The sequence below is a fragment of the Streptomyces sp. CMB-StM0423 genome (genome assembly GCF_002847285.1).
GTDB lineage: Bacteria > Actinomycetota > Actinomycetes > Streptomycetales > Streptomycetaceae > Streptomyces.
In genome coordinates this window covers 7,911,706-7,935,339 of sequence record NZ_CP025407.1, presented here as the reverse complement: position 1 = coordinate 7,935,339, position 23,634 = coordinate 7,911,706, and the positions used below count along the sequence as shown (strand labels likewise).

24 protein-coding genes are annotated in these 23,634 nt (G+C 72.0%); 10 read left to right on the top strand and 14 right to left on the bottom strand.

What is annotated here, in order from left to right:
* Positions 1 to 91 precede the first annotated feature (91 nt).
* The 4 genes from CXR04_RS34220 to CXR04_RS34200 form a co-directional block, all read right to left on the bottom strand.
* A complete protein-coding gene (locus CXR04_RS34220; protein ID WP_234380646.1) occupies positions 92 to 1,693 on the bottom strand; it encodes a serine/threonine-protein kinase in 1,602 nt (533 codons plus the stop codon).
* 267 nt (positions 1,694 to 1,960) lie between these two features.
* A complete protein-coding gene (locus CXR04_RS34215) occupies positions 1,961 to 2,947 on the bottom strand; it encodes an extracellular catalytic domain type 1 short-chain-length polyhydroxyalkanoate depolymerase (RefSeq protein ID WP_101426057.1) in 987 nt (328 codons plus the stop codon).
* A gap of 253 nt (positions 2,948 to 3,200) precedes the next feature.
* Positions 3,201 to 4,325: an MFS transporter gene (locus CXR04_RS34210; RefSeq protein WP_101426750.1), complete on the bottom strand. Its 1,125-nt coding sequence runs from the start codon at positions 4,323 to 4,325 to the stop codon at positions 3,201 to 3,203.
* 321 nt (positions 4,326 to 4,646) lie between these two features.
* Positions 4,647 to 5,423 carry a DeoR/GlpR family DNA-binding transcription regulator gene (locus CXR04_RS34200; protein WP_101426055.1) on the bottom strand — a complete coding sequence of 259 codons (777 nt, stop codon included), beginning with the start codon at positions 5,421 to 5,423 and terminating at the stop codon, positions 4,647 to 4,649.
* Between the two features lie 199 nt (positions 5,424 to 5,622).
* On the opposite strand from CXR04_RS34200, the gene CXR04_RS34195 reads away from it, so the two are divergent.
* The 7 genes from CXR04_RS34195 to CXR04_RS34165 all read left to right on the top strand — a co-directional run bounded on the left by CXR04_RS34195 (position 5,623) and on the right by CXR04_RS34165 (position 13,658).
* A complete protein-coding gene (locus CXR04_RS34195; RefSeq protein ID WP_101426054.1) occupies positions 5,623 to 7,161 on the top strand; it encodes an APC family permease in 1,539 nt (512 codons plus the stop codon).
* Positions 7,158 to 8,585: an FGGY family carbohydrate kinase gene (locus CXR04_RS34190; protein WP_101426053.1), complete on the top strand. Its 1,428-nt coding sequence runs from the start codon at positions 7,158 to 7,160 to the stop codon at positions 8,583 to 8,585. Before CXR04_RS34195 ends, CXR04_RS34190 begins: the two co-directional genes overlap by 4 nt.
* The gene (locus tag CXR04_RS34185) at positions 8,582 to 10,018 is read left to right on the top strand and encodes an NAD(P)/FAD-dependent oxidoreductase (RefSeq protein WP_101426052.1); all 1,437 of its coding nucleotides are present in this window, start codon (positions 8,582 to 8,584) and stop codon (positions 10,016 to 10,018) included. Before CXR04_RS34190 ends, CXR04_RS34185 begins: the two co-directional genes overlap by 4 nt.
* Positions 10,015 to 11,268: an NAD(P)/FAD-dependent oxidoreductase gene (locus CXR04_RS34180; protein ID WP_199850586.1), complete on the top strand. Its 1,254-nt coding sequence runs from the start codon at positions 10,015 to 10,017 to the stop codon at positions 11,266 to 11,268. Before CXR04_RS34185 ends, CXR04_RS34180 begins: the two co-directional genes overlap by 4 nt.
* A 205-nt stretch (positions 11,269 to 11,473) precedes the next feature.
* Complete coding sequence (locus tag CXR04_RS34175; RefSeq protein ID WP_234380645.1) at positions 11,474 to 12,316, top strand: AraC family transcriptional regulator; 843 nt, start codon at positions 11,474 to 11,476, stop codon at positions 12,314 to 12,316.
* Positions 12,317 to 12,491: 175 nt separating this feature from the next.
* Positions 12,492 to 13,256 carry an SDR family oxidoreductase gene (locus CXR04_RS34170; RefSeq protein WP_101426051.1) on the top strand — a complete coding sequence of 255 codons (765 nt, stop codon included), beginning with the start codon at positions 12,492 to 12,494 and terminating at the stop codon, positions 13,254 to 13,256.
* Between the two features lie 87 nt (positions 13,257 to 13,343).
* On the top strand, positions 13,344 to 13,658 hold the full coding sequence (locus tag CXR04_RS34165; protein WP_101426050.1) for a hypothetical protein: 315 nt from the start codon (positions 13,344 to 13,346) through the stop codon (positions 13,656 to 13,658).
* 205 nt (positions 13,659 to 13,863) lie between these two features.
* On the opposite strand, the gene CXR04_RS34160 is transcribed toward CXR04_RS34165, so the two are convergent.
* Entirely contained in the window at positions 13,864 to 14,370 is a 507-nt protein-coding gene (locus CXR04_RS34160; protein ID WP_101426049.1) for a phospholipase A2, read from the bottom strand.
* Between the two features lie 150 nt (positions 14,371 to 14,520).
* Positions 14,521 to 14,799, bottom strand: a complete 279-nt coding sequence (locus CXR04_RS34155) for a hypothetical protein (RefSeq protein ID WP_101426048.1) — start codon at positions 14,797 to 14,799, stop codon at positions 14,521 to 14,523.
* A 237-nt stretch (positions 14,800 to 15,036) separates the two neighbouring features.
* Between CXR04_RS34155 and CXR04_RS34150 the strand changes: the two genes are divergently transcribed.
* Positions 15,037 to 16,860: an alkyl/aryl-sulfatase gene (locus tag CXR04_RS34150; protein ID WP_101426047.1), complete on the top strand. Its 1,824-nt coding sequence runs from the start codon at positions 15,037 to 15,039 to the stop codon at positions 16,858 to 16,860.
* 12 nt (positions 16,861 to 16,872) lie between these two features.
* Here CXR04_RS34150 and CXR04_RS34145 read toward each other — a convergent pair whose 3' ends face one another.
* Both CXR04_RS34145 and CXR04_RS34140 read right to left on the bottom strand, forming a co-directional pair.
* The gene (locus tag CXR04_RS34145; RefSeq protein ID WP_101426046.1) at positions 16,873 to 17,184 is read right to left on the bottom strand and encodes a hypothetical protein; all 312 of its coding nucleotides are present in this window, start codon (positions 17,182 to 17,184) and stop codon (positions 16,873 to 16,875) included.
* A 77-nt stretch (positions 17,185 to 17,261) separates the two neighbouring features.
* Positions 17,262 to 17,537: a hypothetical protein gene (locus CXR04_RS34140; protein WP_101426045.1), complete on the bottom strand. Its 276-nt coding sequence runs from the start codon at positions 17,535 to 17,537 to the stop codon at positions 17,262 to 17,264.
* A gap of 89 nt (positions 17,538 to 17,626) precedes the next feature.
* Between CXR04_RS34140 and CXR04_RS34135 the strand changes: the two genes are divergently transcribed.
* On the top strand, positions 17,627 to 18,013 hold the full coding sequence (locus CXR04_RS34135) for a VOC family protein (RefSeq protein WP_101426044.1): 387 nt from the start codon (positions 17,627 to 17,629) through the stop codon (positions 18,011 to 18,013).
* A gap of 24 nt (positions 18,014 to 18,037) precedes the next feature.
* On the opposite strand, the gene CXR04_RS34130 is transcribed toward CXR04_RS34135, so the two are convergent.
* A complete protein-coding gene (locus tag CXR04_RS34130; protein ID WP_101426043.1) occupies positions 18,038 to 18,421 on the bottom strand; it encodes a winged helix-turn-helix transcriptional regulator in 384 nt (127 codons plus the stop codon).
* Positions 18,422 to 18,521: 100 nt separating this feature from the next.
* Between CXR04_RS34130 and CXR04_RS34125 the strand changes: the two genes are divergently transcribed.
* A complete protein-coding gene (locus tag CXR04_RS34125) occupies positions 18,522 to 18,923 on the top strand; it encodes a Rid family hydrolase (RefSeq protein ID WP_101426042.1) in 402 nt (133 codons plus the stop codon).
* Between the two features lie 10 nt (positions 18,924 to 18,933).
* Here the strand turns inward: CXR04_RS34125 and CXR04_RS34120 are convergent, their stop codons facing one another.
* From CXR04_RS34120 to CXR04_RS34105, 5 genes are all read right to left on the bottom strand, one after another.
* Complete coding sequence (locus tag CXR04_RS34120; RefSeq protein ID WP_101426041.1) at positions 18,934 to 19,410, bottom strand: (2Fe-2S)-binding protein; 477 nt, start codon at positions 19,408 to 19,410, stop codon at positions 18,934 to 18,936.
* A 15-nt stretch (positions 19,411 to 19,425) separates the two neighbouring features.
* Entirely contained in the window at positions 19,426 to 21,717 is a 2,292-nt protein-coding gene (locus CXR04_RS34115) for a molybdopterin cofactor-binding domain-containing protein (RefSeq protein ID WP_101426040.1), read from the bottom strand.
* Between the two features lie 221 nt (positions 21,718 to 21,938).
* Complete coding sequence (locus CXR04_RS34110) at positions 21,939 to 22,793, bottom strand: indole-3-glycerol phosphate synthase (protein ID WP_101426039.1); 855 nt, start codon at positions 22,791 to 22,793, stop codon at positions 21,939 to 21,941.
* Positions 22,777 to 22,935 carry a hypothetical protein gene (locus tag CXR04_RS35020; RefSeq protein WP_159072425.1) on the bottom strand — a complete coding sequence of 53 codons (159 nt, stop codon included), beginning with the start codon at positions 22,933 to 22,935 and terminating at the stop codon, positions 22,777 to 22,779. Before CXR04_RS35020 ends, CXR04_RS34110 begins: the two co-directional genes overlap by 17 nt.
* A gap of 6 nt (positions 22,936 to 22,941) precedes the next feature.
* On the bottom strand, positions 22,942 to 23,631 hold the full coding sequence (locus tag CXR04_RS34105) for a transglutaminase-like domain-containing protein (RefSeq protein ID WP_101426038.1): 690 nt from the start codon (positions 23,629 to 23,631) through the stop codon (positions 22,942 to 22,944).
* Positions 23,632 to 23,634: the final 3 nt, after the last annotated feature.

Genomic DNA, 23,634 nt, shown 5'->3' with positions numbered 1-23,634 from the left:
CCCGACCACCACCCGCGGCGGCCGAAGGCAGCGGCGAGTCGTCAGCGGGGCATCGGTCCGGGCAGCAACTGGTTACCTGAGAGGCGCCCGGTCAACGTGCCCCGGCTGCATCGGTCTTGAGGCGGATGCCGTCGCTCACATTCTCGAACACCGGCTCGTGGAGATCCCAGTCCGCGCTGGGCGTGGAGAGGTAGATCGCGTACTCCTTCTCGCCGGGGCGTCCGAACCCCAGGTCCCGGGCGCGCCATTCGCGCGCGCGGCCCTGCCAGGTGAACTCCCAGATCGCGGCCGGCATGCCCCGGTAGGTCGTGCTCTGCATCCGCAGTTGGCGGTAGCCGGGGAGCTTCCCCTCCTCGATGGACTTGGTCTCGTTGTCCTTGAAGTGCTGCAGGGGGTCGCTGCTCGCGTAGTCGAGGGCGACAACGCGGAGGCCGGCCATTCCGGTCGGGTCGATGTACGCGACGCCTTCGCCTTCCTCCTCCAGGTCCTGGCGGGTCCAGCCCTCGGGGACGGGGAAGGAGATGTCGAACTCCTCTTCCTGCACCAGTTGGTAGCCCTCCGGTACGGGCGCGGGGGCCTGATCGGGCTTGGGCTTGGGCTTGGGGGTGGCGGTTGCGGAGGGCTTCTTTTCGGGGGTGGCGGTGTCGGAATCCTTGCCGTCGTCGGGCAGTGCGAAGTACACGCCGGCGAGCACCGCCGGCACCGTGACGGCCATGGCCGTCGCCCACACGCCGGTACGCCGTCCTCGTCCGCGTCCGTGACGGACCGTGGCGGCTTCCGTTCCGTATGCCAGTGGTGGCACCGGCGGCGCGGTGGCCGGGAGCTCGGGCACGGTGGGGCGTGCGTCCGTGACGGGGTCGGCGGCCGCCAGGTGCCGCAGGCGCCGCTCCACCTCCGGCGCCGAGGGCCGCGCCGCCGGGTCCTTGGCGAGCAGCTCCGCGATCAGGGGGGCCAACGCCTCGCCGCCGACGGGCTGTTCGAGCGGGTCGACGGCTATCGCGTACGCGGTTTCGAGCGGTGTGGCCCGGCGGAACGGCGGCCGCCCCTGCACCGCTTGGTAGAGGGTCGCGCCCAGGGCCCACAGATCGGAAGCGGGCGCCGGTTCCGCGCCCTTGAGGCGTTCCGGGGCGCAGAAGTCGACGGAACCCACCAGTTCACCGGTGCGCGTGAGGGTGGAGGTGTCCGCGACGACCGCGATCCCGAAGTCCGTCAGGACGACGCGCCCATCGGCTCCGAGCAGGACGTTGCCGGGCTTCACATCGCGGTGGAAGACTCCGGCGGCGTGCGCGGCCCGCAGCGCCGCGATCACGCCGATGCCGATTCTGACCGCCTCGGCGGTCGCCAGCGGGCCGTCCCTCTTCAGCACCTCGTCGAGCGCGGGTGCGGGCACGTACTCCATGACGATGCAGGGCAGCCCCTCGTCGTCCACGACGTCGTGCACCACCACGACGTTGGGATGCGTGATGCGGGCGGCGCTGCGCGCCTCACGCCTCGTACGCTCGAAGAGGGTGGCGCGCTCGGCGTCCTTCAGATGCGGCGGCAGATGCAGCTTCTTGAGCGCGACGTGCCGGCCGAGCACCTCGTCCTCGGCGTGCCAGACGGTACCCATGCCACCGCGACCGATCCGCTCCAGCAAGCGGTACCGCCCCGCGATCAGCCGCCCGGGCCCGTCAGCCGCCGTGTCGTCCCCCACGTGATGCTCCCCATCCTGCGCCCGTTGACAAACTCGCGTCCGGTGTCGTGACCTTGACACGATATCCGTCCGGCTGCCGGCGACTTCGATGTACGCACAGACACGTACTGGGCCGCAGCCGCGAGTCCTGACCCGACACCGTAGACGGGCCGGCCGATCCCAAGTCCGGCGGGGCGCGGTCAGGTTGGGCCGTACGGCGCCGGGCACACCCCGCTCAGGACGCAGCACCGGGCCCGGCCGAGGGCCGGGCCCGGTGCTGAGCGGGTGTCAGATCAGGCCCCAGAACTGTGCCGTGTAGTAGCTGGAGCAGAGTCGGTCCGGGTAGTACGTGCCCGTGCTCCCGCACTGCCCGGCGACCGTGCCCGGGTCGACGGGCAGGCCGTGGGCCATGCCGGAGATCGTGTACGTCTCCACCACGGAGCGGCCGGATGCGTCCTCGTACGAGGCCCTCGTCGTGCCGCCCGGCAGCGTCGTCGTCTCCGCCGGTGTCTGGCCCGTACCCCACACGTCCGTCCACTGATCGCGCGACTCGACCGCGTTCGCCGGCACCACCGTGGTGTCGCCGGTGCCGTGCCAGATCGCCACCCGCGGCCACGGCCCGCTCCAGCCGCCCGAGGCGCCACGTGCCAAGTCGCCCCACTGCTGCGGGGTCTTGCCGGGCGAGACGTACATGCACATGTAGGCGTCGACGAGGCTGCGCGCGCAGCCGGCCGGGATGCCCGCGGCGATGGAACCTCCCGCGAAGACATCGGGGTACGCGGCCAGCAGCCCCGCGGTCATGGCGCCGCCGGCGGACAGGCCGGTGACGTAGACGCGGTCGGGGTCCGTGCCGTAGAGAGCGGTGGCGTGATCGGCCATCTGCTTCACGGACAGCGCCTCGCCCTGACCGCGCGCGGTGTCTCCCGACTGGAACCAGTTGAAGCAGGAGTTGGCGTTGTTGACGCTCGTGGTCTGCGGGTAGACCACGGCGAAGCCGTGCGCGTCGGCCAACTCGGCCCAGCCGGAATGGCCGTGGTAGTCGCTCGCGCTCTGCGTGCACCCGTGCAGCGCGAGCACCAGCGGCGCGCCGGCGGGCAGGCCGTCGGGCACGTAGGCGTACATGGCGAGGTTGCCGGGGTTGGAGCCGAAGCCGGTGACCCGCGTGAGGTCGGCCGCCGAGGCGCTTGCCGGCGCCGCGAACATCCCGGCGACCAGGGCGAGCAGCGCGAACAGGACCGCCCGGGGGCGAGCACGGGTACGGTCACGAACCGCCATGGTGTTCTCCCGTCGTGAGGGGGGTGAGGACGGGCACCCGGCCAGGCCGTCCCTGAGCCGGGTGTCCGATCTCGCACGCTAGGCACGCACCGCCGCCACGCCATCGGAGAGGCCGCACACACCTGCCGACTCCGGCCTGTGGCCGGACTCCACCACCCGGCTTGGCGCGCGTCACGTATCGCGGATCCGCAGCCCGGTGGGAAGTCGGTTCAGGCCGTACCGGGTGACACCACCGGAGCCGGTGAACGCGATGTCAGCGCACCGCAGGCGGTCGCAGCCTCAGATACATGGCGACCGCGGAGACGAGCAGAATCACGCAACCGGCGAACACCAAACCGGCGTCACGCACCCCCAGTTCGACCGTCAGGGCGCCGACCCCGACCACCGGCAGCGAGATCCCCACGTAGGCGAAGACGAAGAACGCCGAAAGGGTCGCGCTTCGCTGCAGCTCCGGCGCCGCCGAGCCGATCACCGTCAGGCCCGCGCGGAAGGACAGCCCCTGTCCCACGCCGCCGGTGACCGCGCCGACGACGAGGATCGGCAGCGACTCCACCAGCAGCGAGGCCCCGATGAGCAGGAGGCCCAGGACCAGCACCACACAGCCCAGGGGCAGCGCCCTGACCGGGCCGACACGGCCCATGAGCAACTGACCTCCGGTCGAGGCGCAGAAGACGGAGAAGACGACGCCGCCGACGACCGCGAGGTTGTGCACGCCCAGGACCGTCGCCATGAAGTCCGCGGCGACCGCGGTGAACACCCCCAGCATGGAGAAGCCGGCGAAGGCCGCCAGCGCACAGGGCACGAAGACCCCGCGGACGACAGGAGGGATCGTCATGCCCTGAGGCCGCAGGGCAGGCCGGGGACGGCGGCGGTGCACCGTCTCGGGAAGCATCCAGATGACCGCGGCCGCGACCGCCAGGAGGCACAGGTGCACGAGGAACGGCAGCTTCAGCGGCCAGGGCGCGTACTCGGCCAGGATCCCGGAGAGGAGGGGCCCGAGACCGAGACCGCCCATGTTGGCCGCGGTCGCCGCGAAGGCGGCGCGGGCGCGGCGCCCCGGCGGCGCGAGGTCCAGGACGGCCGCGGTGGCCGTGCCGCTGAACAGGCCCGCGGAGAAGCCGGAAAGGACCCGGCCGGCGAACAGTTCGGGCAGCCCCTGCTCGAACACGAAGAACAGGGCGCTCCCCGCAGCCAGGACCGCGGCACACAGCAGGATCGGCCGCCGGCCCAGGATGTCGGAGAAGTCGCCGGCCACCAGCAGGGCGACGATGACACCCACCGCGTAGACGGCGAAGACCACCGTGACGATCAGCTCGGAGAATCCGATCTGCTGCCGGTAGAGCCCGTACAGCGGGGTCGGCAGCGTCGTGCCGAGCATGCCCACCGCGAAGGCACCCGCCGCTGCCACATATCCAGGGCGGCGGGCCGGTAGAAGGCGGTGGAGCTTGCGATCGGCCACGTTTCACGTGCCTAGCCGACGGGGCCGGAAAGTCTGGAGAGGCTCGCGTTCAGCTCACCCCGACGGACGCACACCGCCGGCGTACCACGGCGGTGCAGCGGCGGTCGTGGAGCTCGGCGTGGAGCATGCGCGCGTGGGTTCTGTCGGGAACGGTACCGGTGCCACCGGCGACGAGGTACGGCACGTCGAAGGCCGCAGCCCCGGGGCCGCTGCTGCTTCCGGCCGGCACCATCGCCGGCTTCAGCGGCGCGCGCGCCTGGCCACGATGACATCGGTGCCGGCCAGGCTGAGGGCCGTGTTCAGCTCGGGCGGGCACGGCTTGTCCGTGATCAGGGTGTCGAACCCGTGCAGCTCGCACACGCGGTGCACCGCCGTCCGACCGAGCTTGCTGGAGTCCGCGAGGACGTAGCGGTGCGCGGCGTTGGCGAGCATGACGCGCTTGGTGGCGACCTCGTCGAGGTGGAAGTCCGTCAGGCCGTACTGGGCGACTCCCCCGGAGCCGATGAAGGCGGTGTCGGCGCGCAGGTCGCCGAAGAACTCCACGGCCCGGACGTTGGAGCACGCCAGGTCGCCCGCGCGCACCCGGCCGCCGCTGACCAGCACCTCGACCCCGGGCCGCGTGCTGACCTCCGCCGCCACGAGCAGGGAGGGGGTGGCGATGACGCCGACATGGTCGGCGGGCAGGGCGCGCGCCACCTCCAGGGCGGTGGTGCCGACATCGATGACGACGGTCTGGTGGGGCTTGATCAGGGCTGCCGCGGCCTCGCCGATCGCGGCCTTCTCCTCGGCGAGGATGCCGCTGCGTTCCGCGAAGGACGCCTCCTCCCCGACCGGTTCCTGGCGGCTGGTCGCGCCGCCGTGGACCCGGGTGAGCTCACCCCGCCGTTCCAGGAGGGCGAGATCCCGGCGGATCGTCTCCTGGGACACGCCGAGCAGGGTGGTCAGGTCCTCGGTGGTCACGAACTTGAGCCGGGAGATCTCGGCGACGATCTTGCGGTGTCGCTCGGCAGCGAGCACGACTCACCCCTTGGATACGTGACCGTTTTTGTGGAGCTGTGACTGCATCCTACGGCTGCGCCACGGCGCTGCCGGACCGAGCGTCCGAGCCCAAGCAGAGAGGATGCCCGCGACGCCCTCTTGACTATGCTCGGGCATGGATCCACAATCACAGGAATTCTCAGTCAGAAATCCACATGAACGGTCAGGCGGTCGAGCTATGGCAGACGTAGAGGCACGTCCCCCGGGAGCGGAGCCGGCCCGTCAGGACGGCGGCCGGCCCCAGCAGCGGATGGCGCGCGAGCTGGGCTGGTACGCCTCGTTCTCCGTGGCCTTCGGCTTCGTCTCCATCGCCACCGGGATCTTCACCACCTACGGGGCCGTCCTGAGCACCTCCGGCCCCCGCGGCATCTGGGCCTGGCCGATCTCCGTGGTCGGCCAGCTCTCCATCGCCCTCGTCTTCGGCGCCCTGGCGGCCAGGATCCCGATCAGCGGCTACTCCTACCAGTGGGTGTCGCGGATCGTCGGGCCGGTGTGGGGCTGGATCATGGGCTGGGTCTCGTTCGCCTTCCTGGGGGTGGTCGTCGTCGCCGTGGACTACACCATCGCCTCGACCATCCTCCCCGAGTTGTTCCAGTACGTCGGCACCACCCAGAACGCCTGGGTGATCACGGCCGTCGTGGTGCTGCTCCAGGCCCTCCTAGTGGCCGCCTCGACGCGCTTCACCCACCGGGTCAACAGCACGGCGGTGACCGTGCAGCTCATCGGCATGATCGCCCTGACCGTGCTGCTCTTCGTCGTCGGGGCCCTGACCGGCATGCTGGACTTCGGCCATCTCTTCGACGCCGGTCCCGTTCCCGAGAGCGGGTACTACGCGCTGGGCGGCGCCACCGAAGCGGGTCCTTTCGCCCTGGCGTTCCTGCTGGGCGCGTTCACCATCGTCGGGTTCGAGTCTGCGGCCAACCTGGCGGAGGAGACCAAGGACCCGGCCCGCGTCATCCCCAGGGCCATGGTGCAGGCCGTGATCTCCCTGGGTGTGCTCGGTCTGCTCTTCCTGATCGCGATCACCGCCGCGGCCGGGCGCGTCGACGGCGTCGGCACGTCGGACACCCCGGTGGCCACCGTGATCACCGCCGTGCTCGGCTCGGTCGTGGGCAAAATCCTCCTGGTCCTGGTGGTGATCTCGATCTTCTCGTGCGGGCTCGTGATCACCCTGAGCGGCACCCGGCTGGTGTACGCGATGTCCCGGGACGAGCGCTTCCCCGGCTGGCAACTGCTGCGCCGCATCCACCCGCGCACGGCGACGCCGCTGAACGCCTCGGTGTTCATGATGCTGATCGCCCAGATCATCCTGGCGGTCTTCTCCCAGTCCACCGACGCGCTGTTCGAGCTCTTCTCCGCCGCCACCCTGCTGCCCGCCCTCATCTACGCGGGAACCGTCGCGATGTACGCGGCCAAGCGCCGCTCCCTGCCGCCGTCCCGGGGATTCACGCTGGGCCGCTGGGAGATCCCGGTCCTCGTCGTCGCGGCCGTGTGGCTGGTCTACGAGCTGCTGATCTTCCGCGACGCCTCGTTCCGGGCCCCGTGGATCTACGTGCTGGTCCTGTTCGCGATCGGCGCCGTGTACTTCGCCGGTCTGCTGCTCCGCAGCGGCCGGGCCGGCCTGACCATGCCCGACCTGGCCGACGTCGACCGGTCGCTGGACACCGCCGACACCGCGATCCCGCGGCCCAAGACTGCCGAAGGGAACGCGCGATGAGCACGATCCTCGCCATCGACCAGGGCACCTCCGGCACCAAGGCCATCGTCGTCGACGCCGAGGAGGGGATCGTCTCGATCGCCGAGGAGACGATCCGTCCGGCCTACCTCCCCGGCGGAGGCGTCGAGCAGGACCCGCACGAACTGCTCCGCTCCGTCCTCGGCACCGGCCGCCGGGCCGTCCGCGAGGCCGGCCGGCCGATCGACTGCGTAGCCCTGGCCAACCAGGGGGAAACCGTTCTGGCCTGGGATCCGGCCACCGGAGCACCGCTGTCCCCGGCCCTCGTCTGGCAGGACCGGCGGGCGGAGTCCGTCTGCGCGGAACTGGCCGACCGGGCCGACGAGATCGCGCGGCGCACCGGGCTCGTTCTCGATCCGTACTTCTCCGCACCCAAGATGGCCTGGCTGCGCCGCCACCTCACCCGCGACGGGGTGGTGACGACCACCGACACCTGGCTGGTGCACCACCTCACCGGGGAGTTCGTGACCGACGCCGCCACCGCCAGCCGCTCCCTGGTCCTCGATCTCGACAGCGCCACCTGGGACGACGAACTGCTCGGCCTGTTCGGCCTGGGCGGCGAGCGACTGCCCCGCATCGTCGCCTCCGACGAGATCGCCGGTACCACCCGGGCCTTCGGCCCGGAGGTGCCCGTGGCCGGCCTCGTCGTCGACCAGCAGGCGGCGCTGGTCGCCGAGGGCTGCCTGGAGCCGGGCTCCGCCAAGTGCACCTACGGAACCGGGGCGTTCCTGCTCGCCAACACCGGCCCGAACCCGGTGCGTTCCGGCGCCGGACTGACCACGTCGGTGGCCTGGCAGCGGCACGGCCGGCGCACGTACTGCGTGGACGGGCAGGTGTACACCGTCGCCTCCGCGGTGCGCTGGCTTGAGGACCTCGGCCTCGTACGGTCCGCGACCGAACTGGACGCGCTCGCCGCCGCCGATACGGAAGGGGTGCTGTGCGTCCCCGCGTTCGCCGGCCTGGCCGCCCCGTGGTGGGCCCCGGACGCCACCGCCTCCTTTACGGGCATGACGCTGGCAACCCGCCGCGAGCACCTCGTCGCCGCGGTGCTGCAGGGCATCGCGGCGCAGGTCGCCGAGCTGTGCACGCTGGTGGCCGGCGACATCGGCAGGCCGCTGACCCGGCTGCGCGCGGACGGCGGCCTGACCAACTCCGCCGCCCTCATGCAGGCCCAGGCCGACATCGCGCAGATCCCCGTGGACATCTACCCGCACGGCCACGCCACCCCTCTGGGCGCGGCCGCCCTGGCGCGCTGCGCCCTCGATCCAGCGCTCAGCCTCAAGGAGGCGGTAGGCGACTGGCAGCCCACCACCGTCTACGAGCCGCACTGGTCCCGGGAACGCGCCGCGGAGTTCCGTACCGCGTGGGCCGCCGCGGCCGAAGCCGCCAAGGGAGATCACACATGACCGCCACCCCCCATCGTCCGCACGACGGCGTCTTCGATGTCGCGGTGATCGGCGGAGGCATCGTCGGCGCGGCCATCGCCCGCGACCTGTCCGGATACGACCTCGCCGTCGCCCTGCTCGAAGCCCGCGACGACGTGGGCGACGGCACCAGCAAGGCCAACACCGCCATCCTCCACACCGGCTTCGACGCCAAGCCCGGCACGCTGGAGTCCGAACTGGTCGCCCGCGGCTGCCGGTTGCTCGGCGCGTACGCCGAGGCCACCGGCATCCCCGTGGAACGCACCGGAGCCATCCTGGTGGCGTGGACCGGCGAGGAACTTGAGGCTCTGCCCGGGCTGAAGGAGAAGGCCGAGGCCAACGGCTACGAGCGCTGCCGGATCGTCGGCCCCGACGAGGTCTACCGGGACCTCCCCGACCTCGGAGAGGGTGCGCTGGGCGGTCTGACCGTCCCGGACGAGGCCATCATCTGCACCTGGACCACCAACCTCGCGCTGGCCACCGACGCACAGCAGCGCGGCGCCACCCTCCTGCTCCGGCACGCCGTCACCGGCATCGACGAGCGAGACGAGGCGACCACCCTGCACACGGCGGCCGGTGACGTGCGGGCCCGCTGGGTCGTCAACGCGGCCGGCCTCGGGGCCGACCACGTCGACCGCCTCTTCGGGCACGACCGCTTCACCGTCACCCCCCGCCGCGGCGAGCTCTTCGTCTTCGACAAGCTGGCCCGCCCGCTCGCCAACAAGATCATCCTTCCGGTGCCCTCGTCCCGTGGCAAGGGCGTGCTCATCGCCCCGACCGTCTACGGCAACGTGATGCTCGGCCCTACCGCCGAGGACCTCACCGACCGCACCGCCACGGCCACGTCGGAAGAGGGCTTCGACTTCCTCCTCGCCAAGGGTGCGCGCCTGATGCCGCGCCTGCTCGCCGAAGAGGTCACCGCCGGCTACGCGGGTCTGCGCGCCGCGATCGACCACCCCGACTACCTCATCGAGACCGAACCGCAGCAGCGCTACGTCCTCGTCGGCGGCATCCGCTCCACGGGGCTGACCGCCGGCATGGCCATCGCCGAGCACGTCCGCGGGCTGCTGGCAGACGCGGGCCTGGCCATGCGGGCGCGCGAGACACTGCCCGAGCCGCCGCGGATGCCCAACATCGGCGAAGCCTCCCCGCGCCCGTACCAGGACGCCGGTCTGATCGCCCGCGACCCCGCCTACGGCACCCTCACCTGCTTCTGCGAGCGGGTCACCGAAGGCGAGATCCGCGACGCCTGCCACGCCGCCGTCCCCGCGCGCAACCTGGACGGCCTGCGCCGCAGGACCCGCGCCATGAACGGCCGCTGCCAGGGCTTCTACTGCGGCGCGGCCGTCGCCGCCCTGTACGAGCGGCACCACACCCACGACGGCTGCCACCACCACAGCGGGGACGACCGATGACTCACCAGCCGCCTCTGACCACTCCCGACGTGCTCGTGATCGGCGCCGGCCCCGCCGGGCTGACCGCCGCCGCCGATCTGGCCCCGGGCCAGGCCGGCACGGTCCTGGTCGTCGACCGCGAGCCGGCCGCCGGCGGCGTCCCCCGGCACAGCGACCACACCGGTTACGGGCTGCGTGACCTTCGCCGCGTGCTGTCCGGGCCCGCGTACGCTCGCCGCCTCGTCGACCGGGCCGCCGCGGCAGGGGCCGAGATCCGTACGCGTACCACCGTGACCGGCTGGTCCGGCGCGGATACGGTCGAGGTCACCAGCCCCGAGGGCCGCTACCGCATCCGGGCAAGGGCGATCGTGCTGGCCACCGGCGCACGGGAGCGCCCCCGCACCGCACGCCGCATCCCCGGGGACCGCCCCGAAGGGGTCCTCACCACCGGTCAGTTGCAGAATCTCGTCCACCTCCACCATCGCCCCGTCGGCAGACGCGCCGTGATCGTCGGCGGCGAACTCGTGAGCTGGTCCGCGGCCCTCACCCTCCGCGAAGCCGGCTGCACCCCCGCCCTGATGATCAGCGAGCACCCGAAGGCGGAGTCCTACGCCGCGTTCAACGCCGCCGGGCGGACGGCGCTGCGCGTGCCCGTGGCCACCCGTACCCGCGTCACCCGCATCATCGGCAAGAACCGCTGCGAGGCCGTGGAGATCGAGCACCTCGACACCGGGCGCCGCCGCACGGTCGCCTGCGACACGGTGGTCTTCACCGGCGACTGGATCCCGGACCACGAACTGGCCCGCGCGGCCGGCCTCACCCTCGACCCCGGCACCCTCGGTCCGCTCACGGACACGGCACTGCGCACCAGCAGTCCGGGGGTCTACGCCGCCGGCAACCTCCTGCATCCGGTGGACACCGCGGACATCGCCGCCCTCGACGGCCGCCACGTCGCCGAGCAGGTCCGCCGCCACCTGAGCGGCGAACGCGAGCCGGCCGAAGGCGTACCCCTGATCGCGGACGCCCCGTTCCGCTGGATCGCCCCGCAGATCCTGCGTCCCGGCGATCCGGCACCGCCCCACGGCCGGCTGCTGCTGTGGACGGACACCTTCGTCCGCTTCCCCAGGATCACCGTCCGGCAGGACTCCGGCACCGTCACCACCCGCCGGCTCCCCTGGCCGGCCGCCCCCGGCCGCGCCTTCCGGATCCCGTCGGCCGTGCTGAACGGCGTCTCCCCCACGGGAGGCCCGGTGCACATCGGGGTCCAGTAGCCGCCCGGCGGCACTCGACCCGGCGCAGCCGGGACCGGATCGGCGGACCACCGCGGCGAGGGAGTTCGGCGCGGCAGGATACACGTCGCCGTGGTGGCCGCGGGCGGTGAACGCCGAGGTCGACGGGGGGGCGCGGGCTTTCACCGCGGTCGGGGTGGGTCGGCGCGAGAATGGCGCGGTGAGCGGTTCATGCATAAAGCCTCATTTGACGTGTCTGCACGGCAGCGGCCGGGAGTTGGGCCACGCGGTGGTGGAACGGGCGGTGGAGCGGGCCGCCGGGGTGTCGGACACGGCGCCGCTGCCGGTCGGGCCACCGGTACACGTGCTGGTGGTGCACACCGGGCGGTCGGCGAACCTGCGTTGGTCCGCGGACGGGGCGGCCCGGCGTGAGCGGTTCCACTCCGGGGAGGCGCTGATCAATCCGGCGGGCTGGGCCTCGCGGCCGCGCTGGCAGGAGGACGTCGAGCTGCTGTTGCTGGGGCTGGAACCGGCGTGGCTGGAGCAGATGGCGGCGGAGGACGGCCGCCGGGGGCGGTTCGAGCTGGCGCCGCGCTTCCACTTCACCGACCCGCTGCTGACGAAGCTGATGGAACGGCTCGCCTCCGAGTACGCGCGCCCCGGCCCGGCCGACTCGCTCTACGCGCAGTCGCTGGTGCAGGCGGCGGCCGCCGTGGTGGTGCGCAGGGCGAGCGCAGGACGGGGCACCGCGGAGCGGGACGGCGCGATGCCGTCGCGGCGGCTGGCGCAGGTCATGGACTACATCCACGCCAACCTCGCCGAGCGGATGGCCTTGGCGGAGCTGGCCGCGGTCGCGGGCGTGAGCACCTCCCACTTCACCCGGCTCTTCCGGGCCTCCACCGGGCAGTCCCCGCACCAGTTCGTGCTCCAGCAGCGGCTGGAGCGGGCGCGCCGCGCGCTGCTGCACACCGAGAGGCCGATCGCGAACATCGCGACGGAGGCCGGCTTCGCGGACCAGAGCCATCTCACGCGGATGATGCGGCGGCACGGCGGGGTCACCCCGCAGATGCTGCGGGAGAGCGGGGATTGACGACAGCCGTTCTGCTCGGGTCGGCGTGCTTGGCGGGGTACGCCGGTGAGGGGTGAGCGGTTCGTTCCACGGGTGCGCTGATCGTTCAAGAACTGCGACCCGTGCTGCGGCGAGGGTGGTGGCGTGACCCGGAGCACCGGGCCGTGCCACCCGTGCGACACCGCAGGAGACCGTCATGGCGTACCCCTCGGACAACCCGCTCAGCGGCAAGGCCGCCTTCGTCGGCGGCGCATCGCGCAATCTAGGCGCCCTGATCAGCACGGCCCTGGGCACGGAGGGTGCCTTGGTCGCCGTGCACTACAACAGCGACTCCTCCCGGGCCAAGGCGGAGGACGTGGTCGCGCGGATCAACGGCGGCCCCGGCGAAGCCTTCGCCGTCCAGGCCGACCTGACCAGGCCCGCGGAGGTCGAGCGCGTCTTCGACACCGTCGTCGACCGCTTCGGCAGGCTCGACTACAGCGTCAACACCGCCGGCATGGTGCTGAAGAAGCCGCTGGCCGACATCACCGAGGAGGAGTACGACCGAATGTTCGCGGTCAACTGCAAGGCGGCGTTCTTCGTGATGCGCGAGGCCGCGCGGCGCATCGAGGACGGCGGGAGGATCGTCACGGTGCTCACCTCCCTGCTCGCCGCGTACACCGGTCTGTACTCCGCCTACGCCGGGAGCAAGGCCCCGGTCGAGCACTTCACCCGGGCACTCTCGAAAGAGCTGTTCGGCCGCAACGTCTCGGTCAACAACATCGCCCCGGGACCGATGGACACCCCGTTCTTCTACCCGGCCGAGGACCCCGACTCGATCGCGTACCACAAGTCCTCGGCCATGAACGGCGAGCTGACGAGGATCGAGGACATCGTTCCCTGGGTCCGCCACCTGCTCACGGACGGCTGGTGGGCCAACGGCCAGACGCTGTTCCTCAACGGCGGCTACACCACGCGCTGAAGGGCGGGCAGGGCAGCGACCACCGCTTCCCGCCGCCCACGGCCTACCGGCCGGCACTCACTCGCCAACGACCCATGGGAGTCACTCATGTCCCCGCGGACCCTCGACCCGGCGGTGGCGGTCTTCGTCGCCGCCGTCAACGCCGGCGACCGCGGCGCGTTCTTCGCCGTGCTCACCGACGACGCCACGATGTCCGACGACGGCACCGACTACGGCCTCGTGCCCTGGACCGAGCGGGAGATCTTCTCGGCGGAGGGCCGGATGGACATCGAAACCGTGTCCGCCGACGGCCGCTCTCTGGTCGCCACGTACACGAACACCACGTGGGGCACCATGCACACCCGCTGGACCTTCACCGTCACCGACGGCAAGATCACCCACTTCGAGACCGGCCAGGCATGATCCGCGCTGCGGACGTCGGCGGGTGACGCGGTGGCGCGCCGGCTGCCGGGAGTCTCCCCCCGCACGGCGTGCACCCCCGCGGTACGGTCGGCGCCCGCTCCGGCGCGCTCAGGGTCGCGTTCCTCCGGCGTAGGGCACGGGTGCAGTCTGCCGCTGGGCGGAGAGCAGCCGGGGGGCGCGCTGGTCTCCGCTTGTTCGGTGGGCTTTAGAAGAACGCGTTGTCGCCGCCCAGTTGGACCGCCTCGTAGTACGCCTCGGCGGCGTTGACGCAGGTGAGGTGGGAAAGGCGGGAGGTGTCGCGGTCGTCGCAGATGCGGCGCATTTCGGTGCGGAAGCGGCCGTCGATCCAGTTCTTGGTCTCGCGGGTGGGGCTCAGCTTCAGCTCGTGGTCGGCTCCGTAGTTCCGGTAGCCGAAGTCGTGGAGGACGCACGCGGGGCGGAACACGTCGCTGTACGGGGCGTAGCCGGTGGGGACGGAGCAGCCGTCGGTCGTCCAGTTGAACGGGGGGACGTGCGGGGTTTCGGCGAATGACCCGTAGGTGAGGTTCATGAGGGCGTCGGCCTGCTCGCGCAGCGTCGGCGCTGCTGCGGGAGCGGAGTCGGCGGCGGCGGCCTCGGCCGTCGTGGCGCCGAGGGTGGCCGCTGTCAGGAGGGCCAGGGTGGCGGCCGCGGTCGACGGTTTCGCGCGCAGGATGCGGCTGATCTTGTTCATGCCGGGAGGCTGCGCACCGGTGCCGCGATCATGCGGGCCGGGGTGCGGAACCGTCCTTACGGATCCTGTGGACCGCCCGGTTGGCCGAAGCGGGGCCCGCCCGGCGCGCAGGGCTTGTTCGCCCCCGTGCCGGGCAGGCGCCGGTTTCGGTCAGGGAGCGTCGAGGGACTCCTCGATGCCCTTCATCTCCTCGTCCGTGACCTCCTGCACCAGACGCTGGCCAGTCTTGTCATCGATGCCCTCGCAGTCATCAGGCTTCTCTTCGCCGGCGCCCTCCTTGCCCGCAGCGGCGTCCTTGAGCTGCTGGGCGATGGCCTCCTTGCAGGCTGCCTCATCCGGCTCGCTGTCGCTACCGCAACCGGCCACGGCGAAGGTCAGTGCCGCCGCAGCCGCAGCAAGAGCGGATACACGGGCAGTGCGCTTGTGCATGATTCCCCTAGCAAATACGTGTTCGGACCGATGAATCCTGTCCGACTGCGGCGGCTCGTGTCTTCCGGTGTGACTGTTTGGTGACCTGACCGGGACACGATCACAAGGATTCGGATCGTCAGGTTCGAAGAGCCGGCTCTTCTACGCGTGTCACTCGAACGGCCCGGCCCGGAGAGTCCGGCGTACGGGCCTGGCAGAGGCTGGTCTCACGGCACTTACCCCCGTGGGAGGACCCGTATGGCCACGCCCGATCCCAGCGACCGCGCGGACTTCGAGGCCGCCGACCGCGGCTTCCTCGCCGGACCCGCCGAACGGCAGGTCACGGCCGCGGACGGGCGGGTGGCGTGGGACTTCGACGACACCGCCTTCCTCAGTTCTCTTCCCGATGGCAACCATCCCGACACCGTCGACCCCAGCCTGTGGCGGCAGGCGAAGCTGTGCGCACGCGCCGGTCTGTACGAGGTGGCCGAGGGCGTGCTGCAGGTACGCGGGTACGACCTCTCCCACATGACCCTGATCGAGGGCGATCACGGCGTCCTCGTCGTGGATCCCCTGATCTCGCGGGAGACCGCCGCCGCCGCGCTGGCCCTGTATCGGGCGCAGCGCGGCGACCGGCCCGTCACCGGCGTGGTCATCACGCACTCGCACCTCGACCACTTCGGCGGCATCCTCGGGGTCCTCGACCCGGACGAGGACGCGGACGTGCCGGTCATCGCCCCGGCCGGGTATCTGGAGCACGCCGTGGCGGAGAACGTCTACGCCGGCACCGCGATGCTGCGCCGCGGCTTCTACTACGGCGGCATGAACCTGGAGCGCGGCCCCGCGGGGCTGGTCGGCATGGGGCTGGGCTTCACCGCCTCCACCGGTACGCCCGCGCTGCTGCCCGCCACCATGGACGTGACCCACACCGGGCAGACCGAGACCGTCGACGGGGTGCGGTTCGTCTTCCAGATGACGCCCGGCACCGAGGCGCCGTCGGAGATGAACTTCCTGCTGCCCGACCACCGCGCGCTGTGCATGGCCGAGAACGCCACCCACAACCTGCACAACATCCTGACCCTGCGCGGTGCCCTCGTCCGCGACGCCCGCGTGTGGGCCCGTTATCTGGACGAGGCGCTACGGCTCTTCGCCGCCGGCGCCGACGTGCTCTTCGCCTCCCACCACTGGCCGACCTGGGGGCAGGAGGCGATGCGCGACTTCCTGACCGAGCAGCGGGACCTGTACGCGTATCTCCACGACCAGACCCTGCGGCTGGCCAACCAGGGCTACACCGGCACCGAGATCGCCGAGATCATCGAGATGCCGCCGTCGCTCGCCGCCGCCTGGCACACGCACGGCTACTACGGCACCGTCAGCCACAACGTCAAGGCCATCTACCAGCGCTACCTCGGCTGGTACGACGGCCACCCCGCCTCGCTGTGGGAGCACCCGCCGGCCGAGACCGCCAAGCGCTACGCCGAGTGCATGGGCGGCGTCGACGCCCTGGTGGCCAAGGCCAGCGCGTACGCCGAGGACGGCGATCTGCGCTTCGCCGCGCAACTCCTCAAGCACGCGGTCTTCGCCGAACCCGGCCACACCGGCGCCAGGAACACGCTCGCCGACGTCTTCGAACGGCTCGGCCACGGCGCCGAGTGCGCGACCTGGCGCAACTGCTATCTCGTCGGGGCCCGCGAGCTGCGCGAAGGCGTCAGCCGGACCGACATCGCCGCGAGCAGCCTGATGGCCGCACTCAGCGTGGAGCAACTCCTCGACTCCGTCGCCATCGTCGTCAACGGCCCCCGGGCGTGGGATCTCCACCTCACCCTGGACTGGCACGTCACCGACCTCGCCGAGCACCACCGCGCCACGCTCTCGCACGGCGCCTTCACCCATCACCGCCTCGACGGCCATCCCGCAGAGCCGGCCGACGTGTCGCTGACGCTGACCAAGGCCCAGTTGCTCGCGCTGCTGGCGGGTGAGGATCCGGAGGACATCGAGCACACGGGCGACCTGGGCGTGCTGCGCACCCTGCTGTCCGTCCTCGACAAGCCCGACCCGGACTTCGCCGTCGTCACCCCCTGAGGTCGCGCGGGATCAGCCCGCGGGCGGCGGGCCCCAGCCGCCCTGCGGCTGCTGCGGGGGCGGCGGGGCGCCGTAGGGCTGCTGGGCCGGGTACGCCGGGGGCTGCTGCGCGGCGTACCGCATCGAGCCGCCGGAGCCGCGGTCCAGTACGCCGCAGGCCACCGCGCCGATCATGAGGCCGATGCCGAGGTACGAGCTGGACTCGCGGATCTGCTGGAACTCGATGCTCTCCACGTCGGAGCGCTCGGCGATCATCGGCATCGCGAATCCCTGCACGAGGAAGTACAGGCCGCAGATGAACAGCAGCCATCCGAAGATTTTCATAGCCGGCACCCTACGTCGCACACGCGCGTTACCAGGCCGGATTCCGCTTCCCGAAGTCCGCGCGGCCACACCGGCGTTCAGGCTATGTCGCCCGCCCAGGCCCAGCGTCCCGGAGAGCCGGGCGCGGGGGCGTACGTGGCGCGGCCGCCGGCGCCGAAGCGGCCCAGCTCGGTGGGCAGGGCCGCGCCCGCGGCGGTCTCCGCCGCGGTCCAGCCGGTGATGTCGAGCAGCAGCCCGTCGAGGGGGCCGCCGACCAGCTCCGCGTAGTCCCGGCCCGGCCGCGGCCCCGGGTGCGGATCGTCGTGTTCCGTGCCGTACACCCGGCCGCGCAGCAGCTCCTCGTCCCTGTCCATGACTCCAGCCTCTCAGCCGCCACTGACACTCCGCCCGGCAGGACCGCCCGGGGCCGTGCGGGTCCGGGGGCGGCCCGTATGCTGCGTCCATGGCATGCCGAATCACCGAACTGGTCATCGACACCGCCGATCCCGAGCGGCTCGCCGCGTTCTGGAGCGAGGTCCTCGGTTACGTCGAGCTCGACCGGGACGACGACGGCACCATCGAGATCGGGCCGCCCGACGCCGGTTTCGGCGGCCTCCAGCCCACGCTCGTGCTGAGCGCGAGCAGCGAGCCGCGCAAGGGGAAGCTGCCCCTGCACATCGACGTCAACGCCACCGACCGCGACCAGGACGCGGAGCTGGAGCGGCTGCTGGCGCTCGGAGCCAGGCACGTCGACATCGGCCAGACGGGCGAAGAGAGCTGGTACCCGCTGGCCGACCCCGAGGGCAACGAGTTCTGCCTGCTCCGTTCCCGGGTGCAGCCCGCGGGCTGACGACCTCCGCGCCCGCTCCGGCCGTCAGGCGTCGAAGCGGCTGCGCGCGTCCTCGATGTGGCCCAGGTACTGCTGGGTCCAGTCGCACATGGCGCCGACCGTGCCCCGCAGGGCGCGGCCCGGCTCGGTGAGGGTGTATTCGACCCGCGGCGGGACCGTGGGGTAGACCTTCCGGTCGACCAGGCCGTCCCGCTCCAGCGTGCGCAGGTTCTGGGTGAGCATCTTGTGGCTGACGCCCTCGACCTCCTTGCGCAGCTCGCTGAAGCGCAGGGTGCGCTCGCCGAGCGCTTCGATGATCAGCAGCGCCCACTTGTTGGCGACGTCGGAGAAGATCTCCCGGGCCAGGGAGTCCGCGCGCCTGAGGTCCGCGTCCTCGGGAAGGCCCCCGCGTTCGTGCTTGGTCACCATCTGGTTCCTCAGTCACCGAAAAGTGCGTTCTTCCAGGTCAGCGTTCACTCTCTTACAGTTTCCGAGTAACCGCAAGAGAGCACAGGGAAGGACCCCCATCATGGCCACCACCGACGCCTTCAGCCACGGCGTGGCACCCGAGAACGACTTCGGCTACGCCCAGGCGATCAGGTCCGGCGAGCTGATCCACGTCTCCGGGCAGGTCGCCTTCGACGAGGCGGGCGAGTTCGCGTACGCGGACGACTGCGCCGCGCAGCTCACGCTGACGTACGCCAACCTCGACAAGATCCTGGAGCACTACGGCGCCACCCGCAACCAGATCGTCTCGCAGACGGTGTACGGCGTGCACCTGCAGCAGCACGCCGAGGCGATCTCGGCCGGCAACCTGGCGTACTACGGCACCCACCGCCCCGTCAGCACCGTCGTCGGCGTGACCGAGCTGGCCTTCCCCGGCCAGCTCGTCGAGATCGCCGTCGTCGTGGACACCCGGCTGCCCGCCTGAGTGCCCCGCGTCACATCCGCTCGGCGCCCGCCCTGATGGCCTCGCGGATACGAACGTAGGTCCCGCAGCGGCAGATGTTGCGCAGGCCGTCGAGGTCGTCGTCGGTGATCTCGCGCCCCTCGGCGGCCGCGCGGCGCACCAGGGCCACGGCGGCCATGATCTGGCCGGGCTGGCAGTAGCCGCACTGGACGACGTCGTGGTCGAGCCACGCCTGCTGCATGGGGTGCAGCTCGTCGGCGACCGTGTCCGCGAGGCCCTCGATCGTGGTGACCTCGTCGGCCGGCCGCAGGTCGCCGACGGGGATCGCGCAGGGGTTGACCGCCTTGCCGTTGAGGTGGCTGGTGCACGCCTTGCAGACGTTGATGCCGCAGCCGTACTTCGGTCCGGTGATGCCGAGGATGTCGCGCAGCACCCACAGCAGGCGCACGTCGTCGGCCACGTCGACGGTGACCTGCTCGCCGTTGACGCGGAAGGTGTGCTCGGGCACGGGGATCTCCTTGCCTCAGCGAGCCTGGTCCAGGCCGTCGGTCGGGGACGCGGGGATGGGCGGGACGGTCGGTTTGGGGGTGAAGGAGAGCGTGCCGTGGTTGATCGGGAAGACGGTCGGCATCGTTCCGGTCGCACGTCCGTACGCGCACGCCACCGCGGCCATCGACGCGGCCACGCCCAACTCCCCCGCGCCGCCCGGCTCGTCGGAGGTGTCGGGCATGACGATGATCTTCAGCTCGGGCGGGGTGTTCCACTGCCGGGTGTAGAAGTAGTTGTCCCAACTGGCTTCGAGGAAGTGGCCGTCGCGCAGGTGCAGGCTCGACGTCAGGGCCAGCGCGATGCCGTCCATGAAGCAGCCCATCATCTGGGCTTCGAGCCCCCGCGGGTTGACCGTGAGGCCGACGTCGACGGCGAAGACGGCCTTGGTGACGCGGGGGCCCGCGACGCCGTCGCGGATCGGGCGGCCGACGGTCTCGGGGCGGCAGTCGATCTCCACCAGCGCGGCGCTGACCGACTTGTACTCGGAGTGGAAGGCGATGCCCTGCGCGGTGCCCTCGGGCATCCGCCGGCCCCAGTCGCCGGCTTCCGCGGCCTTCTCCAGGACCGCGCGGGAACGTGCATCGCGCAGGAAGTCGCGGCGGAAGCCGTACGGGTCCTTGCCCGTCTTCTCCGCAAGGCGGTCGACGATCAGCTCGCGGGCGCAGGTCACGTCCGGCGAGTAGACGTTGCGCATGCTGCCGGTGTTGAAGCCCTTGTCGGTCTCGTTGAGGAGGCGGGTGGCCGGCCCGAACTCGTACGGCATCGACTGGGTGAGGTGGAAGAACGTCTGGGAGAAGCCGATGTCGCCGACCGGCAGCCGTGCGGCCATGGCGGTGAACAGCTCGCCGAGCCCGTGCCCGAAGTCGGTGGCGACGCTGGTGTGCCGCTGCCTGAAGCCGAGGACGGCGCCCCCGGCGTAGTCGGCGCGCACCCGGGAGGTGGCCATGGGGTGCGTACGGCCCTGGCGGACGTCGTCCGCGCGGTGCCACATGAGCTTGACGGGCTTGCCGATCCTGCGGGAGACCTCGACGGCTTCCAGCGCGGCGTCGAAGAACAGCTTGCGGCCGAAGGAGCCGCCGCCCTGGACGACGTGGACGGTGACGCGGCCGAGGGGCAGGCCGAGCTTGGCGGCGATGGCCTCCTTGGCGACGATCGGCGACTTGAGCGCCGACCAGACCTCGGCGCGGTCGGGGCGTACGTCGGCGATCGCGCAGTTGGGCTCCAGCGCGCTGTTGCTGCGGAAGTGGAAGGTGAACTTGCCCTCCACGTGGGGCGTGAGCGGCGGCAGCCCCATCGGCGGCTCGGCCGCGGCGAGTTCGCGCAGCACGGTCTCGTCGGACTTGCCCTCGGCGGTGCCGGGCAGCCAGTCGACGCGCAGCGCGCGTACGGCGTCGATGCACTGGCCGAAGGTCTCGGCGCGTACGGCCACCCCGGTGTCGATCGGCACGACGTCGGTGACGCCCGGCATGGCGGCGACATCGGCGAGGTTGGCGACGGCGCCGGGTTTGCCGTTGATGGTCGGCGGGCGGCAGACCATCGTCGGCTTCGCGCCGGGGACATCGAGGTCCATCGCGAACTGCTTGCGGCCGGTGACCGCGTCGCGGGCGTCGATACGGTTGTGGGGCCGGCCGATGACGGTGAAGTCCTCGCGGGCGGTGAGCCGGACCTCGACGGGCTCGGAGCGGGTGGCGGCGGCCTTGGGGGCGAGGGCGCCGATGCCGACGGCGGCGCCGGAGCGGTCGTGGACGGCGCCGTCGCGCAGGGTCAGGTGCGCGACGGGCGCGCCGAGTTCGGCCGCGGCGGCGGTGAGCAGCCGGTGGCGGGCGACGGCGGCGGCGATACGGATGGGGGTGTAGGTGGCGATGGTGGTGTTGGAGGCGCCGGTGAGCTGGTTGAACAGCAGCTCGGGGCGGGCCTCGGCCAGCGTGACCCGTACCCGCTCGGGCGGCACCGCCAGCTCCTCGGCGACGAGCATGGCGGTGGAGGTGGTGATGCCCTGTCCGACCTCGGCGCGGGGCAGGGCGAAGGAGACGGTGCCGTCGGCCTCGACCTCGACGGTGATGAGGCCGGAGGTGGGCAGTGCGGCGGCGGTCATGACGTCGTTGAGGTCGAGGAGTTCGGTGAGATCCGGCGAGGGGGCGGCGCCGGCCGCGGGGGCGGGGGCGAGTTGGGCGGCGGCGACGAGGGTGGGGGCGGCCAGCACGTAGCCGAGGAACCTTCGCCGGCCCGGTCCTTCGTGCGGCCGCGCGCCATTCGGTCCGGTCATCGTCCGGCTCCTTCCGCCCGGTTGCCCTGGGGTGCCGCCGCCGCGGGCGGCGGGCCCGCGGTGGGGAAGTACCAGAACGTACCGGCCGGGGCGGCGCGCGGCACAGAGGAGATCCGGCCGCGCGCGGTCAGCCGCCGCCCGGTCCGTGCATCCGGCTGGTGATCGACTACCGCGCCGGGGGCTGCCGGGGACGGGGCGGGGGTGCCGGGGTTGGGCGGGTATCAGGCCGCGGCGGCGCCGGTGCTCGGTGCGCTGCCGGCCGCTGCCCGTTCCGTACGGCCGGCGGCCGGCCTCCGTGCGGAGGGCTCCGCCGTCCGACGCCGCCGTCCGTCCCCGGCCGCCGGTTCTGCGCCGGGCAGCAGTGCGCACAGGTCTCCGAACCAGGCGTCCAGGTCCTCCGCGCGCAGGAGCCCGGTGCCGATGGTCAGCCCGCGGAAGCCGGCCGCGAGCAGCCCGGCGGCCTCCTCGGGGGTGGCGATGCCGCCGGCGCTGACGGCCAGGCCCGCACCGGCGGCGCGGACGCGCGGCAGCAGGTCGTGGCTGCGGCCCAGGTCGGGCTCTTCGGCAACCCGCGTGCGGATGTCCTCGTTGTTCACCGCCACGACGCACGCCTCGGCCCGGGTGATCGCGGACAGTTCTGCGCCGGAGGTGATCTCGACGAACGGCGTGACACCGTGGGCCAGGCACGCGTCGATCAGCACCGCCATGAGCCGGTGCGGCAGGATCGTGGCGGTGAGCAGCACGGCCGCCGCGCCCGCCTCGGCGGCCTGCCTGATCTGCTTCTCCTTGGTGAAGAAGTCCTTGACGAGAACCGGCAGCGAGGTCGCCGCGACCACCTCGTCCAGGAGCCGGGCGCTGCCACCGAACCACGAGCCGGTGACGACGGAGAGCGCGGGCGCGCCCAACTCCTCGTAGCGGGACACCAGATCGCCGGCGGTACGGCCCCGCATCAGGTCCTCACCACCCGCCCTGGACTGCTTGATCTCCATGATCACCGGTAGCTCGGCCACGGCCAGGGCGTCGCCGAAGCGCTGGTCCGTCGCGTTCACGGGGGTGATGTCAGCCGGAAAGGGCATGTTGTTCCTCCTGCTTGGCCTGTCGCCACGCCCGGTCCCGGGCGTGGCGGATGTCGCCGGCGGGTGCCGGCGTGAGGTGTCCTGCGGCGGCGTCGATGCCGCCGTGGTGCTCCGCGGTGGTGCCGCACGCGTTGAACCACACGGGACTTCAGCCCTTCCGCGCGCCGGCGTCGGCGTGCAGCGAGCCGGTGACCAGCCGGGTGCTCGCGGGGTCCGCGAAGATGCCGGGGTGCGCGCCGCGCATGCCGTCGAGGACCCGCTCGTACGGCAGGTCGTCAAACTCGCCGTGCTCACGGACGACTTCCATGTGGCGGGCGCCGTCGCCGTCGTACGGGTGGTGGACGCTGTCGGCCCGGCCGTCGAAGTCGAGGGGGCGCATGCCGTACAGGCGGCAGAGCAGCCGGTTGAAGACGGGGGTCGCGCGCACCCATCTGCCGTCGAGGTGGACGGTGGTGAAGGTGTGGTAGTGGAAGGTGTCCCCGCCGAGGAGCTTGCGCAGCGCGGGCGACGACAGGTGGTTGCGCACGTCGGTGAGCACGAGGCGCGCGGGGATGCCGACGGCGCGCAGGGCGGCGGCGTAGAGCACGGACTTGTGGATGCAGATGCCCTTGCCGGTACGGGCCACCTGCCCGGCGCTGACGCCGGTGCGGGACAGGTCCGCGCCGTAGACCTCGTAGTCGATGCCGTCGCGCACCGCGTAGTAGAGGCGTACGGCCGCGTCCCTGCTGCCGAGCCCGTCCCAGGGCAGCGTCCGGCGGACGAAGTCGCGGACGTCGGGGTCGTCGGAGTTGAGGAACTCGGTGGGGGCGAGGGCGCTTTCCGGATCTGTGGTCGTCATCGG

What these genes read in the sequence shown, in the direction of transcription:
- CXR04_RS34155 (WP_101426048.1), bottom strand. Translation starts at nt 14,799, where the DNA reads ATGCACAAGCGCACTGCCCGTGTATCCGCTCTTGCTGCGGCTGCGGCG.
- CXR04_RS34170 (WP_101426051.1), top strand. Translation starts at nt 12,492, where the DNA reads ATGGCGTACCCCTCGGACAACCCGCTCAGCGGCAAGGCCGCCTTCGTC.
- CXR04_RS34185 (WP_101426052.1), top strand. Translation starts at nt 8,582, where the DNA reads ATGACCGCCACCCCCCATCGTCCGCACGACGGCGTCTTCGATGTCGCG.
- CXR04_RS34215 (WP_101426057.1), bottom strand. Translation starts at nt 2,947, where the DNA reads ATGGCGGTTCGTGACCGTACCCGTGCTCGCCCCCGGGCGGTCCTGTTC.
- CXR04_RS34140 (WP_101426045.1), bottom strand. Translation starts at nt 17,537, where the DNA reads ATGGACAGGGACGAGGAGCTGCTGCGCGGCCGGGTGTACGGCACGGAA.
- CXR04_RS34125 (WP_101426042.1), top strand. Translation starts at nt 18,522, where the DNA reads ATGGCCACCACCGACGCCTTCAGCCACGGCGTGGCACCCGAGAACGAC.
- CXR04_RS34145 (WP_101426046.1), bottom strand. Translation starts at nt 17,184, where the DNA reads ATGAAAATCTTCGGATGGCTGCTGTTCATCTGCGGCCTGTACTTCCTC.
- CXR04_RS34110 (WP_101426039.1), bottom strand. Translation starts at nt 22,793, where the DNA reads ATGCCCTTTCCGGCTGACATCACCCCCGTGAACGCGACGGACCAGCGC.
- CXR04_RS34210 (WP_101426750.1), bottom strand. Translation starts at nt 4,325, where the DNA reads ATGCTCGGCACGACGCTGCCGACCCCGCTGTACGGGCTCTACCGGCAG.
- CXR04_RS34165 (WP_101426050.1), top strand. Translation starts at nt 13,344, where the DNA reads ATGTCCCCGCGGACCCTCGACCCGGCGGTGGCGGTCTTCGTCGCCGCC.
- CXR04_RS34190 (WP_101426053.1), top strand. Translation starts at nt 7,158, where the DNA reads ATGAGCACGATCCTCGCCATCGACCAGGGCACCTCCGGCACCAAGGCC.
- CXR04_RS34115 (WP_101426040.1), bottom strand. Translation starts at nt 21,717, where the DNA reads ATGACCGGACCGAATGGCGCGCGGCCGCACGAAGGACCGGGCCGGCGA.
- CXR04_RS34135 (WP_101426044.1), top strand. Translation starts at nt 17,627, where the DNA reads ATGGCATGCCGAATCACCGAACTGGTCATCGACACCGCCGATCCCGAG.
- CXR04_RS34105 (WP_101426038.1), bottom strand. Translation starts at nt 23,631, where the DNA reads ATGACGACCACAGATCCGGAAAGCGCCCTCGCCCCCACCGAGTTCCTC.
- CXR04_RS34150 (WP_101426047.1), top strand. Translation starts at nt 15,037, where the DNA reads ATGGCCACGCCCGATCCCAGCGACCGCGCGGACTTCGAGGCCGCCGAC.
- CXR04_RS34130 (WP_101426043.1), bottom strand. Translation starts at nt 18,421, where the DNA reads ATGGTGACCAAGCACGAACGCGGGGGCCTTCCCGAGGACGCGGACCTC.
- CXR04_RS34195 (WP_101426054.1), top strand. Translation starts at nt 5,623, where the DNA reads ATGGCAGACGTAGAGGCACGTCCCCCGGGAGCGGAGCCGGCCCGTCAG.
- CXR04_RS34180 (WP_199850586.1), top strand. Translation starts at nt 10,015, where the DNA reads ATGACTCACCAGCCGCCTCTGACCACTCCCGACGTGCTCGTGATCGGC.
- CXR04_RS34160 (WP_101426049.1), bottom strand. Translation starts at nt 14,370, where the DNA reads ATGAACAAGATCAGCCGCATCCTGCGCGCGAAACCGTCGACCGCGGCC.